The following is a 14562-nucleotide window of genomic DNA, read 5'->3' on the forward strand; positions in this document are numbered from 1 at the left end:
GGAGAGTAGGTCGGTGCCAAATTTTACTCAGAACCCTGTCCCGATATATCGGGATGGGGTTTCTTGTTTGGGGGGCTAGGGAGTTGTTAATGGATCGCTCACCACTCACTGTTTATAAATCAATAGATTATCAAAAATCAAACGAAGCCAGCGCCCTTATTCCCAACCGGGTGGTATTGGGGTTATTCAGATAGTTAAAACGTTCTACAAGGTCCACGCGGAAGATTTTAAAGATATTCCCTATTCCTATACTGCCCTCAGTGTACGGCGACTTACCCAGCGTATAAGTTATCGGTACGCCATTTTGGGCAACCGGGTACTGCAACAACGATGGGTTAAGTGCTGGATTATTCTCATCGCGCACGCCCCCATAAAGCACCTTAAACGAGACATACTCCCTCAGCTTTAATTTTTTAAGTAATGGGAATTTGTTTAAGATAAACCCGTTCAAGCAATAATCAATATTCATACCGGCGTAATGGTCGCTTACAAACTCTAAAAAATTCATCAAATTGTACGAATTAGGGTCATAAGTATAGGTTTGGTTGGCGGGGTGTATGGTCAAAAGCGGGAAAGGTACTTGTCCAAAAAGATAGCCGCCTTCCGCAGTTACATCCGCAAAACCCAGCTGTGATAAATAGAACCGCTTATCTATCCTTAAACGCAGATTTTGGTAATTGTAGCTTCCTCCAAAGAAGCCTTTTATACCTTCACGGTAATCCAGGTTGATGATCGGGTATTTGTTGGGAATGGTTATTCGGTAAAGCTTACCCTGCACCAGTTGTTCATGCGGCGCATAACGCAGATTGACGGAAAGCTCGGTGGTAGTGATGGAATGAACACTATTTTGAAAGTCATCAATAAAATACAACGAGCCTGCCGGTGTTTGTTTCCAGTTTTTAAACTCAAAGTTGTACGAAAAATGGTTCTCAAATTCATTTACATAATTAAGCTTATAATAATTATTGTACAGGTATTTATCATCCACCCCTCTTTTAAACGACAGGAAAAACGCATCAGCTTGCCGGAAGGCAATTTCCTCGCCGGGGATCTTTGCTTCACTCTGAACAGTAGCTTTTATATAATTTTCAGGAAATGTATAAATCGATTTATTGTTAAATGCATAGGCAGCACTTAGCAGGTATTTAAATTTTTGATCTTTAAAGCCGTAGGCCCCGTAAGTTTCAAAGTAATATCTCGAACTAAAATCAGGCGTTGTGCGACCGCCAAGACGCACTCGGCCGCCCTCTACTGTATTAAAGCTGTATAAGGCACCCAGCGGACCAACTTCAACCGGACCAAACGACTTAAAACCAACTGCAACAAGATTAATAAGCTCCATCGTGCGCTTGTAGGATGGCATAGTTTGCAGGCTGTCTATATTTTTGTAAACATTGGCCTCAATTCCGGTAAGGGTATCCCGCCCGCGACTGTCTGACCAAAACTGATCACCCTGTTGCAAGGCATTTTTAACGGTAACGGTGTTTTCCCCTGCATACACGCTATCGGGCCTCGGATTGTCGATCAGGTAATGCTGGTAGGAGATAGTCCGTTCCCCAAAAATCCCTTTGTCCCGGTTTTTATTTGCGCCAAAACTTGCTTTCATGTCACTTTTGCTCAAGTGATATCGTCCGTCAGGGTTCTTTTCATAACTCAGGTCTACCGACATGCTTTTTACCCAGTTAAGGTTAATGTTCTTATTGATGGATAGCCTGGCTTTCTGCACGGCATACCGTCCATCGAGCGTGATGAATATCAGACCTTCAAACAGCATATCGTTGCCATTGCGCGGAGTAAAGCTAAGTTCCACCATTTTTTTATGGTCAACCTCAATGGTATCGGTAATAAAGAACTTATAAAAGGAGGGTGCGCCATCCGATATCGGGCTCAAAAATTGGTTGGTCATTAAAAAGATGTTGTTGGAGTAAATGTCCACCTCCGCATACATCCGGTTCAGATAGCTGTTTACACCTTCCTCGTCCACAAAATTCACAATGTTCACCTTCTTTTCGCCTTCAATTATCTTTTTGGTTTTTTCGGGATTCTTGCGGTAATAGGTCTGCGTTAATTTCTCTTCCAGGTAAACAGGCAGCAAGGATTTACCCGGAAAATTGGTGGTGTCACGGTTATCCAGGACGAATTTATATTTACGAAATCCCTTCTTCTCGGATAATTTAGGGTTAACATTGATAAAAGAAAACTCGAGCTTTTCATATTGCTCATACTCTGTATAATTGTAGCTTTCCATACGGTTCGAGTCCTTGTGGGCAATTACCTGCCTTATCAGCTCCACGGCCGGATTGTCTTTATTCCTGTAGCGCTTTTTTTTGCCGGCGTGAATTGTCACAGACGCCAGTGATTGAACATTGGGCTGCATTTTAACATTTATCATCTGTTCCTTACCGGCTACAATAGTCCTGATCACCGGCTTGTAACCAACAAATGAAAATTTTAACTGCGTATAGGTTTTTCCGGTTGTGATTGAATATTTACCGTCCATACTGCTGTTTGTGCCGATTGAAGTGCCCGGAAATGAAACCGATACCAGTGGCAGGGGCTGATTAGTTTGGGCATCGGTTATAGTACCGCTGACTATAGTATTTTGCCCTTTTGATGTAACAGAGAAAAATAAAAAAATTAACAAAAGGGTATATTTCATGCAGATGGGTTCCAGCCCGGGATTAAAATATGAGTATAACTAAAATATTTGTTCTTATTAAAAAAGCATATTCCAAAGAAATAGTTTACACTATTTTAATGCAAACTTAACAAGCCGCGCTTTCTGTTAAACGATTTAAGGGCGAGGATGTTATGATGCCGTAGGAAAAGCCACGGAAGCCGGGCAAGTTTCAATAAGCTTAGGTGTTTTTAATACATGATACGATTCATCCAAAGATGTCCAACGTATTGCATAAAATTACAACCTGGTTATCTGGCGCAAAACACCGTCCAAGATGTCGCATTTACATGTTTTTGGCCTGCAACAGATAAGCTAATTTTATTGTTACTCACTACGCATAGCCGATTTTTATGAAAATAGTAAGAGTACAATACACCACCCAATTAGAATTCGCTCCGGTAAATCAGGCCAATATCGCCGCTATAGTTCGTGAGCTGAAAAAATTGAACCGTCCCGGCATTAAATATAGCTGCTGGCTGCTACCTGACGGTAAAACGTTTATGCATTTCGACCAGTTTGAGACTGAAGAAGATCATCGGTTGTTGACATCGTTAAAGTCTTTCGAAAAATTCGGTGATGAACTATGGGCCAGCGGACTGGAAGAAGAACCCCGATTGGAGTTGCTTACTTTGGTAGCGTCGACAGAGGAGTTTTGGGACAGCTGATCAGTTGACAATTATTAGTTTGCATTATCGTTGCCAGCCGCCAACTGTAAAAGAATACCTACTGTAACCGGCTTACTGTAAACCGGACAGCGCCATATTAATCTCGGTAGCCAGCAAGCCGCTGCCACCGCCGTAGTGCTGTATAATGGTGATGTTCGGGTTGTGGGAAGTAAATGCTTCACGAAGAAGTGAATCAGATTCGGGTTCAATGCCACCGCCAAGCAGCACCAGGGTAAAGGGCCGATTTTGGAAAAGTGAGATGGCATCAGCGTCAGTAAGAGCAGAGCTGCCATTCCATGAGGGGTTATTGTTAATCAGTCTAACCACCGTTTGCACAATTTCCGGGTTGCGGCCTACTACCAGTATCTCTGTCTTTTCCATATTACAAAGTTACGTGTTGTAACATATGTTGCAAATGGTTTTATAATCAGGGAATTAATGTTTACGCAGGAGTGACGCTATTATGGTTCAATGCTTATTCTGAACAGGTACCGCACTCAGATACTGATTAATAGCCTCAATATAATAGCAGCCCTCTGTACTTCCGTTACGCATTTTTCCGGCAATGCCATTCATGATCTGCTGTATCTTTTGTTCGGCAGCTATATAAGGGCAACGGGTATGTGGGTTATTCAATTCCTTCTGATGCACTACAGCTATTCTATTTAGCACAGCTTTAATAGATTGTAACGTGGGAGCATTCTGATGCATGCGGTACCATCCCATAAAATCAGCATGATGCTCAGCAATTATTTGTAAGGCTTTGGGAGCCTCCGCCGCACGCATTTGCATCGCCTCATCCTTTATCTTAGACAGTGCATCCACATTCACCAGCTTTACGTTCGGCAGCAGACTTGCATCAGCAGCAACATTGTAAGGTATAGACAAGTCGATAATGAGCTTGTTGCCTTTATTTTCCAGATGCTCTTTTAAAAGAATAGGCTCGGCAGCATTTGTTGCGGCCAGTATGATGTCAGCAACGGTTACTTCACTGGCAAGATCAGCCATTGGAGCATAATGCAGATTCAGCTCTTTGGCTAACCCGGCGGCCCGATCATCGGTACGGTTAATAAGCGTAATGTCGGTCGCACCAAGGTAGTCGATCAGGTTTCTGCAGGTATTACGCCCAATTTTGCCTGTCCCTATCAATAAGATCTTTTTATCAGCAGCCGAAGCCAGGTTTTCTTTGATATACTGAACAGCTGCATAAGAAGCCGATACTGTTCCACCACTCAATGTTGTATCGCTCTTAACCGATTTTGAAGCTTGCAAAACGCTGTTCACCAATCGCTCCATAAAGCTGTTGATGAAATGACGGTCTTTGGAAAATTTAACCGCTTGCTTCAGCTGACCCACAATTTCATAATCGCCTAATATCTGTGAATCTAAGCCTGCACCTACTTTAAATAAATGAGCGATGGCTTCATCCCCTTGTTTACAATAAGCCAACTTGGTGAAGGTTTCGGCATCACCAGTCGTTTGAGTACAAAGCAGGTCGATCAATTGAGAGGCATTCTCAGCACAACCATAAATTTCGGTACGGTTGCAGGTGGATAGGATAAATAATGCATTCAAGCCAAACCCGGGAGCCACTTTTAACGCCTCATCGTAATGGATATGACTAATGGCAAACTGACTTCGCGTAGCTGCATCGGCTTTTTTATAACTGATTCCCGCTACAAAGAAATTATCAGGACTAAGTGGTTTAGAGGAATGCATTTATTTATTTTTTAGTTCGATACGCTGCGTTTTGTTCATAAGTTGCCAGGTATTTTGCCTAAGCCGGTACAAATATGCAGTTAGCGGAACTTTTAGGGCGTGATTTTCAACGGATAAAAAAGTGATCTTCGTCAGTTTTTAGGAGGAAAAAACAGGCCCGTAGCCAATACGGGACCTGTCATTTCAACTAAACAAACGCCATATGAGATTATTACTGCTGTACAACGGTAGTTCTTAAACTCTCCACTATCTTACCCAGAGAATTGAGCAAATTTGAGGGCACGTTGTTCTTATTGGCGCCTTTTACCAGGTCGCTCACAAAGGCATCAAAGTCGGCACTGGTAGCTTTACCATTCATACGGGAGTTAGTTGCCGGATCGTGCGCATCCTTCATGCTCAAGCCAATGTAGATATAATCTTTAGCTCCTGTTGCGCCAGAAACAAAAGTGGTGAGATTTTCGCTCAGGTCCGTAAACCCACTCAGGTCGCCTTTGGTCACTTCTGAAAGTAAAACTGTAAAGTGACCATTTATTCTCGAGTCTGCAGCGATCACAAAAATGGTACTGTCGATTACGTTGCGTATAGCCAATCGGCCTTTTTCGATCATTGCGCCTGTATGGGTCGGATCTGACACCAACGCCGTGCCGCCCAACGAATCATATAATGTTGTACCGGTCATGGGTTTTGGACTGCTTGAGTTTTTACTACACGATTCAGAGAACAGTAGCAATGTCGTTACCGCAAATACAAATGCCAGGGGCAAAAATGTTAGTTTTTTCATAAAAGTTGTTTTAAATGATTTGAGAAATTAGTTTGTAGATTTTGTAGCCAAAAGAAGATGCCGCAACCGGGCAGCTATGTTTAAGATTTTCTGCTGTAGGCATGAAGCGCTCCGCTTTGTAGCTAAAATTCGCTTTGAAGTCGTTAACGATCTGATCGCCGCTATTTTTACCGGGGGCAAAAGTGAAAACGACGATCCGGCTTTCAGTATTAACCAGGTAATGGTCTACACCTTTTTCACGTGCCATAAATGCTGAGATTTTATTGGCATCGTCCTGGGTGATGGGTTGTTTGACGTCAATACGTGCCATCACCCTGGTATTCTGGGTGATTTTAGGACGGTATACCATGTAGATGTGTACTGTCAATGCCAATACCAGAATCAACAGGGTTGAAAAGGTATAAAGCAGGAATTTTCTGATTGCTCGTTTTTTCATAGCAAGTGCATTTAGTTTTTAGTTGGTTTATTGTAGTTAGAACTGGCGGGCCGCTGTCGTAATTACGTAATCCTTTTGTGTGGCGGTTTTAGAAAAAGAAAAAATAGTTTTGGGCGATTATTCAGGAAGCTTTGCTGTCGACTGATCTGTTAAACTTTTGCTTAGTATATTAGCTTGCAAATTTTAGTGACCTATAAATGAAAAAAGGACGTCTGGAAGCTTTCAGCGATGGAGTTATCGCCATCATTATTACGATCATGGTACTCGAAATAAAGGTGCCTGAACATGGTGACAACCTGAAGTCGCTCATCCCGCTGACGCCTTTTTTCCTGAGTTATGTGTTGAGCTTTGTCAACATCGGTATATATTGGAACAATCATCACCACATGCTTTACCTGGTAAACTCTATTACCGGCAGCGTTTTATGGGCTAACCTGACCCTGCTTTTTTGGCTGTCGTTAATCCCTTTCGGTACCGAATGGATGGCAAATAACCATTTTGCACCTGTACCTGTAGCAGTTTATGGCCTGATACTGGTTATGTGCGCGGTGTCTTATATCATACTGGCGTATATATTGGCGAGTCATTGCGGCAAAAATTCCGAACTGGCCCAGGCTTTAGGTAAAGATTGGAAGGGGAAACTATCCACTGCAACCTATATAATTGGCGTTATTATTGCGTTTTGGTACCCACAGATTGCCTGTGCTTTATACGCACTGGTAGCCTGCATGTGGCTTATTCCGGACAGGCGCATCGAAAAGAAAGTCATTCATAGAGAAACTTCCGCGACCGAAGAATAAATCAAATCTTTCCTGACTTTTTTACCCAAAAATTTAATTTCAAAATCGTCTAACCCAGTGATATGCACGTCGTATAACATTCTAATTAAATTATAATCCGCTTACAATAATTTAATGTTAAGTGCGTCTGTTTTAATGATTAGTTAATGGTGATTTCACGATATGCATATAATAATCGGCTACACTTGTATGGTAAAGTTTAACCCCGGACTTTAAAGATGAAATTGACTATTACGATCATCCGCTGCGTTAAAACGCTTCTTTTTGTCTCGCTTATTTTCACCCAGTTTTACTGCAAGGCACAATCCACCCCTCTTCTGAATGGCTTCGCTCATAATGATTACAGGCATAAGCATCCTTTGTTCGATGCGCTTGACAATGGCTTTACCAATATTGAGGCGGATATATTTTTAAAGAATAATAAGCTGATCGTGGCACACGTGTTTCCATATTTCAAGGGTAAACGCACCCTGGAGAATCTTTACTTCAAACCATTGTCTGAAAGAATAGCGCAGAATAACGGTAAGATTTATGAAAACTATAATAAACCAGTTATTTTGATGATCGATATAAAGACCAATGCTGACAATACTTACGAGGCACTGAAACCTTTGTTGGAAAAATATAGTGCGATGCTGACCCATTTGGACGATGGTAAGGTGGTTTATGGCGCGATTACGGTTGTTTTATCCGGTCATAAGCCTTATGATATGATTGGCGGTGAGCAAAATCGCCTTGCTTTTATCGATGAAGATTTGCGTAAAGTATCGCGGGATACCACCATGACCAATATGTTTACGATGGCCAGCTGCAAGTATTCAAGATTGTTGCGCTGGGATGGTAAAGGGATATTTCCTGAATCTGAGCGGACCAGGCTATGTACTTTTGTTGCTATAGCACACCGTATGGGCGAAAAAGTTCGCTTATGGGCCTCTCCCGAAAAGAAGGTGGTTTGGGACGAATTGCTGAAATGCGGCGTCGATCTGATCAATACCGACCGCCTGGTTACGCTGCGCAGATACCTAAATTCTAATAGCGTTACGCTGGCAAAAGTCGATTAGTTTATACTAAAACTTCGCCACTTAATCAACTTGATCCAACCCAATCAACTAATTTATATTCGAAATAAATTGCGATTACCTCATCGCAGTTAATATCACTTTTACTATTGTCGCTTACCTTTGGCGTAACAAATTTTTTGCAAAGCAGAATTAAGTTTTTGCAAATTAATCACCGCTCACTATGGATGATTTTATAGCTGCCAGATCCCAGATGGCATTATCTTTAGGCTTCCACATTATTTTTTCATGCATCGGGATGGTGATGCCGTTTTTTATGGCGATCGCTCATTTCTACTGGCTCAAAACCAAAGACCCGGTTTATAAGAACATCACGAAAGCATGGAGTAAAGGGGTAGCCATTTTTTTTGCTACGGGGGCAGTTTCAGGTACGGTATTGTCATTTGAATTGGGATTACTATGGCCCACCTTTATGAAACACGCCGGACCGATATTCGGAATGCCGTTTTCATTAGAAGGTACAGCATTTTTTATAGAAGCTATAGCATTAGGGTTTTTCCTGTATGGATGGGAGCGCTTCAACCCCTGGTTTCATTGGATTACAGGGGTGGTTGTGGGTATCAGCGGTATTGTTTCGGGTATATTGGTTGTAGCTGCCAATAGCTGGATGAACAGCCCTGCAGGGTTTGATTTTGTAAATGGGCAATATCTGAATATCGATCCGATGAAAGCAATGTTCAACGCAGCATGGTTTGAACAGGCCTTGCATATGTCTATCGCAGCTTTTGCAGCTACCGGTTTTGCTGTGGCAGGCGTGCACGCCATCATGATCATTCGCAAAAGGAATGTGAAGTTTCATTACATGGCTTTCCGTATCGCTATCGTGTTTGGTGCAGTAGCGGCAATTCTGCAGCCTTTTAGCGGTGATCTCTCCGCCAAGGATGTTGCTAAACGTCAGCCAGCAAAACTGGCAGCAATGGAGGCTCATTTTAAAACGGAAAAGTTTTCGCCTTTGATCATCGGAGGGATACCCGATACACTAGCAAAGCAGGTGAATTATGCCATCAAAATCCCCGGACTCTTAAGCTTCATGACCTACGAGGATTTTAATGCCGAAGTAAAGGGTCTTGACCAGATACCAAAAAAAAATCAGCCACCTGTAGCTATCACGCATTATGCTTTCCAGGTAATGGTAGGGTTTGGTGTGTTGATGATGGGTATTGCGGTCCTGTATTTTATTGCATTGATAAAAATGAAGAAATGGTTCGGCAAAGTATGGTTCCTTAAACTGTTTGCGTGGGCAACGCCGATAGGTTTTATCGCTGTCGAGGCGGGATGGACGGTAACCGAAGTAGGCCGTCAGCCGTGGATCATACAAGGCGTTATGCGTACCGTTGATGCAGTTACACCAATGCCGGGTATTCATTATTCATTTTATCTGTTCACGGCGGTGTATTTGTCTCTGAGCGTTATGGTAGTTTTTATGTTGTACCGACAGATAAAGATGGTACCTAAGTTGTACGAGGGAAGTTGATTAAGTTGAACGTTTGATTGAGTTAAGTAGTTTATACAATTGTAAAACTTAATCGACCTAATCAACTCAATCGACCATTTAACTAAATTAAAACATGATCTACATAGTAATTATCTATTTATGGGTTGCGCTTTTGCTGTATTTGCTACTTGGAGGAGCGGATTTTGGCGCAGGTATTATCGAGCTTTTTACAACAGAGGATAATAAGGCCAAAACACGCAGAATCAGCTACCAGGCTATCGGACCGATTTGGGAGGCCAATCACATGTGGCTTATTATTGCTATTGTAATCTTGTTTGTTGGCTTTCCGGCTATTTATACGACCATGTCCGTGCATCTGCATATTCCATTGGTGGTGATGCTATTGGGGATCATCGCGAGGGGAACAGCTTTCGCCTTCCGGAATTATGATGCAGTGACCGACAATTTGCAGAAGGTATACAATAAGATATTCGTTTACTCCAGCTTTATCACGCCTTTATTTTTGGGCATTATTGCCGGCAGCGCAGTATCGGGGAAGATTGATCCACATGCGGATACTTTTCTATCCGCTTATATCTTCAGTTGGCTTAACTGGTTTTCGGTTACTATTGGCTTATTCACTGTTTCCCTGTGCGGATTTATCGCAGCGATCTTTCTCATAGGTGAGGCCAAATATGATGAGTTGGAACGCAGACGGTTTGTTCGCAAAGCAGTGCAGATGAACATTGCTGCCGTTATCTCTGGCGGGTTGGTTTTTGTATCGGCAATTTCCGACGGTATCCCTTTGGTGCAATGGGTATTTGGCAATCCGGTAGGTATTACTGCGGTTTCGACAGCAACTATTTCCCTGATTATATTATGGTACCTGATCTATAAAGGCCGGTCAAAAAGCTTGCGTTTATTAGCCGGTTTCCAGATCACCATGATATTACTGACCACCACCTACAAGCATTATCCCAATATTGTCATCCTCAAAAACGGCGGCTATCTGTCACTGCTTGAAAACCAAGGCACTGATAAAACTATTGAAGCACTTGCTTTGGCATTGCTTATCGGCAGTGTATTTATTCTTCCAGCATTGATCTATTTGATCTATAGCTTTCAGAAAAAGGGGGCCGAACATGCTCACTGAGCTGCCTTTGTAAAAAATCCATTGGTCAGACAGTTCAGGACAGTTTATCCGATGCGTTTTCATTAGATTTGGTATCAGCGTAACACCACACGTTGCGATTGACACCTAAGTAATAAAATATATGAAATTCTTCTGCTCATTATTTGCGTTGCAAATAGTTGCCTCCCTGTGTTTTGCCCAGGTTAAAGTTGATGGTCTGTTATGCGAAAATCGCACCAATCCCTTAGGAATGGATGTTGCGATACCCCGTTTTAGCTGGAAAATGATTAGCGATAAACGTAATCAGATGCAAAGTGCTTATAGGGTTGAAGTGAGCGAAAAGTCCAATTTCAGCGGGCATGTTTGGGATTCAGGAAAAGTAAAATCCGATTCATCAGTATTTGTTACTTATAAAGGCCTGCCGTTGCAATCAGGTAAAAAATATTTCTGGCGCGTGCAAATATGGGATAATGCAGGGAAATCTTCGGGATGGAGTGCTCCGGCATGGTGGCAAACAGCTCTGTTTCACGAGTCAGACTGGAAAGCACAATGGATAACTCCCGGTTACCAGGAAGATACTACTATGCGTCCATGCCCATTAATGCGTAAACAATTCGCAGTTAATAAAAAGATAAAATCTGCAGTAGCTTATATCACTACACATGGTATGTATGAAGCCAATATTAACGGTAAACGTATAGGCGAGGCTTATCTAACTCCCGGTTGGACAAGCTATAAGAACCGTCTGCAATACCAAACCTATGATGTGACTGATCTGATTAAGGATGGCCAAAATGCCATTGGCGTGATGCTCGGCAACGGCTGGTATCGCGGTATTATCGGCTATAGTAACCGGAAAAATGTGTATGGAAGCGATATCGCTTTGCTGATGCAAGTCAACGTTACTTATCAAGACGGATCAACCGGGATAATTTCGTCTGATGATAGCTGGAAATCATCAACCGGTGAGGTAGTGTATTCCGAGATCTATAACGGTGAAACCATTGATCATAATAAAAATCAGGCGGGATGGACACAATCCGGCTTTGACGATTCAAAATGGAGTGGAGTCCAGGTTCAGAGCTACCCTAAAAATATATTGATTGCCACCTACAACGAAGTGGTCAAGAAGCACGAGACATTTAAACCGGTTCGCATCTTTAAAACGCCAAAAAATGAGCAGGTGATCGATTTTGGTCAGAACCTGGTAGGCTGGGTGATTCTGAAAGTGAGAGGAAAAGCTGGTGATAAGATAACCGTATCACATGCCGAAGTATTGGATAAACTAGGAAACTTTTATACTGAAAACCTTCGCGCTGCAAAAGCTCAGGATACCTATATTCTAAAAGGGGGAGAAGAAGAAATATTCGAACCGCATTTTACTTTTCATGGTTTTCAGTTTATCCGTATCGAAGGCTATCCGGGCGATGTAATCAAGCCTGAGGATGTAACTGCCGTTGCATTGTATTCCGATATGAAGCCAACCGGTACATTTACTACTTCCAATCCATTGATCAATCAGTTGCAGCACAATATTCAATGGGGGCAGCGTGGTAATTTCCTCGATGTGCCAACAGATTGTCCTCAACGTGACGAGCGCCTTGGCTGGACAGGCGATGCGCAAGTATTTTCACGCACCGCCACCTTCAACATGAATGTGAATGACTTTTTTGCCAAATGGCTGCGTGATGTTGCTGCGGACCAATCACCTGCGGGTGTTGTGCCATTTGTTGTGCCCAACTGTTTAGGCTTTACCGAAGGCAGTACAGGCTGGGGTGATGTATCCACGGTTGTACCATGGAATATGTACCTGGCTTATGGAGATAAACGCATTCTTGCTACCCAATACACCAGTATGAAGGCCTGGGTAGATTATATGCAGCATCAATCCAAGAACGACTTGTGGAGCAGTGGTTTCCACTTTGGCGACTGGTTGTTTTACAGCCGTGATGATGATACCGATGGCACATCGGCCATTACTGACAAATTCTACATCGCACAATGTTTTTATGCCTATTCTACGCAATTGCTTATCAACGCTGCAACGGTGCTGAATAAACGGGAAGACATAACCTATTACACAGGCTTGCTAAAACGTATAAAGGATGCTTTCTTCAAAGAATATGTAACACCAAATGGGCGGCTGGTATCAGGTACGCAAACTGCCTATACGCTCGCGCTCAATTTTGATATGCTGCCCGAATCGTTGCGCGATCAGGCTGCAACACGATTGGTAGAAAACATTCATGCCTACGGCGATCACCTGACTACCGGTTTTTTAGGCACGCCTTATCTATGCCATGTGCTTACCCGTTTCGGGAAGGATAATATGGCGTACCGTTTATTATTACAGGACACATACCCGTCGTGGTTGTACCCCGTAAAAATGGGCGCCACAACCATCTGGGAGCGTTGGGACGGTATTAAACCTGACAAAACTTTTGAGGCAGTTAGCATGAACTCCTTTAACCATTATGCCTATGGCGCTATTGGCGACTGGATGTACCGTGTAATGACAGGCCTGGATACCTATACCGATGGCCCGGGTTATAAGCACATCAAGATAATGCCACACCCGGGTGGTGGTTTTACCAATGCTTCAGCCAGCTTGCAGACGTATTATGGCAATGTCAGCTCAGGCTGGGAAGTAAAGGACGGGAAAACGTATTACACGATTGAAATACCTTCGAATACCAAGGCCGATATCTTCCTGCCGGCAAAACAGGCAGAAGATATTACCGAGGACAGCAAGCCGTTGGCATCGGATAAAGGATTGGCCGTTGGCTCTTACCAGGATGGTTATATCGGTATCAGTGCTGGCTCGGGTGTATACCACTTTGAGGTGCCACAGCAACAGGCAACTGCACCGGCAGCAAAATAGAATGCGATTTAAGGCTCATGCATACAATGAGCCCTAATTTATTTTATGGCAAAAGCTAGGCCTATGTTCACTATAATATTGTTGATGTGCTGATTAAATGATGGTACTACATCGGTCGCCGTTACAGAACCACCACCAATATTATTACCGGTTGCCGTGGCATTGGAAGTACCTACGCCGGAGTTTGATTTAATATAAGTTATATTATCATCAATAAGGACATCGTATCCTTCACTAACAAACCCATATTGATGCGTCGATCTGGGCGACACGGATAATAAATTGTCACTAATCTCAACAGTCGCTTTCAAAGCTCCCGATATGTTAATGCGTGCGCCAATGGCTGCAGTGAACCCTTTCTCGGTACCGTATCGGTTTTCCATGTTTAAAACTTCTGTTAACGGACTGCCATTGCCTTCAATATCATATTTTTCGGTGCTCAGATTCTTAATTTTGGTAGCGACAATGATACCCATTTTAGTATAAATAGCGTAGCTGCTCTTTTGGAATATATTTGCACTTACGCTGGGTACAAAGGTTGTCAACGAGTAAGCAGCTGAACCTATATAGGAAAAAGAATATACATTTTGATTAGTTGGCGGATAGACGCTGTAACTCGAAAAGATTGTTTTTCCATGTAAATAACTAACATCCAGCCCCACAGAAAATATTCTGCCCAGGGGTTTTTCAATACCAAATCCATAATTAATACCCGCTCCCAGGCCTTTCTTGCTGTAAGAATAATTACCGGTACTTCCGTTTTCAAGGCCAAATATCGCGCTCGGTCGGACACCATCAGAGCCGGGGGTTATTACTGCGTCTCCAGCATATGCTTTAATATAAAACAGAGGTTGCTTTTCTTGTGCCAGGGAAGTACTCGCAGTTAAAACGCCAAGTAATATGACCGGTAAAATGTTTTTTATTTTCATTGTGGTGACAAGTGAATAAGTAAAA

General features: G+C 42.7%; 12 protein-coding genes. 6 read left to right on the forward strand and 6 right to left on the reverse strand.

Features of this window, described 5'->3' with window-relative positions; all coding sequences use genetic code 11:
* Positions 1 to 130: 130 nt before the first annotated feature.
* Complete coding sequence (locus Q3A68_RS18240) at positions 131 to 2659, reverse strand: DUF5686 and carboxypeptidase-like regulatory domain-containing protein (protein WP_302902557.1); 2529 nt, start codon at positions 2657 to 2659, stop codon at positions 131 to 133.
* A gap of 371 nt (positions 2660 to 3030) precedes the next feature.
* Here Q3A68_RS18240 and Q3A68_RS18245 point away from each other — a divergent pair, with 371 nt between their 5' ends.
* Positions 3031 to 3345 (forward strand): hypothetical protein, encoded by a 315-nt coding sequence (locus Q3A68_RS18245; RefSeq protein WP_302902558.1) that lies wholly within the window; start codon positions 3031 to 3033, stop codon positions 3343 to 3345.
* A gap of 72 nt (positions 3346 to 3417) precedes the next feature.
* On the opposite strand, the gene Q3A68_RS18250 is transcribed toward Q3A68_RS18245, so the two are convergent.
* The 4 genes from Q3A68_RS18250 to Q3A68_RS18265 all read right to left on the reverse strand — a co-directional run bounded on the left by Q3A68_RS18250 (position 3418) and on the right by Q3A68_RS18265 (position 6281).
* Positions 3418 to 3726, reverse strand: a complete 309-nt coding sequence (locus Q3A68_RS18250) for a hypothetical protein (RefSeq protein WP_302902559.1) — start codon at positions 3724 to 3726, stop codon at positions 3418 to 3420.
* An 87-nt stretch (positions 3727 to 3813) separates the two neighbouring features.
* A complete protein-coding gene (gene hemA / locus Q3A68_RS18255) occupies positions 3814 to 5064 on the reverse strand; it encodes a glutamyl-tRNA reductase (RefSeq protein ID WP_302902560.1) in 1251 nt (416 codons plus the stop codon).
* Between the two features lie 211 nt (positions 5065 to 5275).
* Complete coding sequence (locus tag Q3A68_RS18260) at positions 5276 to 5845, reverse strand: globin family protein (RefSeq protein WP_302902561.1); 570 nt, start codon at positions 5843 to 5845, stop codon at positions 5276 to 5278.
* 10 nt (positions 5846 to 5855) lie between these two features.
* Positions 5856 to 6281, reverse strand: coding sequence for a hypothetical protein (locus Q3A68_RS18265; protein ID WP_302902562.1), 426 nt, complete (start codon positions 6279 to 6281; stop codon positions 5856 to 5858).
* A 197-nt stretch (positions 6282 to 6478) separates the two neighbouring features.
* Between Q3A68_RS18265 and Q3A68_RS18270 the strand changes: the two genes are divergently transcribed.
* The 5 genes from Q3A68_RS18270 to Q3A68_RS18290 all read left to right on the forward strand — a co-directional run bounded on the left by Q3A68_RS18270 (position 6479) and on the right by Q3A68_RS18290 (position 13608).
* Positions 6479 to 7081, forward strand: coding sequence for a TMEM175 family protein (locus Q3A68_RS18270; protein WP_302902563.1), 603 nt, complete (start codon positions 6479 to 6481; stop codon positions 7079 to 7081).
* A gap of 218 nt (positions 7082 to 7299) precedes the next feature.
* Positions 7300 to 8142 (forward strand): phosphatidylinositol-specific phospholipase C/glycerophosphodiester phosphodiesterase family protein, encoded by an 843-nt coding sequence (locus Q3A68_RS18275; protein WP_302902564.1) that lies wholly within the window; start codon positions 7300 to 7302, stop codon positions 8140 to 8142.
* Positions 8143 to 8323: 181 nt separating this feature from the next.
* On the forward strand, positions 8324 to 9634 hold the full coding sequence (locus tag Q3A68_RS18280) for a cytochrome ubiquinol oxidase subunit I (protein WP_302902565.1): 1311 nt from the start codon (positions 8324 to 8326) through the stop codon (positions 9632 to 9634).
* A gap of 94 nt (positions 9635 to 9728) precedes the next feature.
* Positions 9729 to 10748: a cytochrome d ubiquinol oxidase subunit II gene (locus Q3A68_RS18285; RefSeq protein WP_302902566.1), complete on the forward strand. Its 1020-nt coding sequence runs from the start codon at positions 9729 to 9731 to the stop codon at positions 10746 to 10748.
* A 121-nt stretch (positions 10749 to 10869) separates the two neighbouring features.
* Complete coding sequence (locus Q3A68_RS18290; protein WP_302902567.1) at positions 10870 to 13608, forward strand: alpha-L-rhamnosidase; 2739 nt, start codon at positions 10870 to 10872, stop codon at positions 13606 to 13608.
* 38 nt (positions 13609 to 13646) lie between these two features.
* Here the strand turns inward: Q3A68_RS18290 and Q3A68_RS18295 are convergent, their stop codons facing one another.
* Positions 13647 to 14537, reverse strand: a complete 891-nt coding sequence (locus Q3A68_RS18295) for a hypothetical protein (RefSeq protein WP_302902568.1) — start codon at positions 14535 to 14537, stop codon at positions 13647 to 13649.
* Positions 14538 to 14562 lie beyond the last annotated feature (25 nt).

This window comes from Mucilaginibacter tolerans, from assembly GCF_030519375.1.
In the GTDB taxonomy this organism is placed as follows: Bacteria; Bacteroidota; Bacteroidia; order Sphingobacteriales; family Sphingobacteriaceae; genus Mucilaginibacter.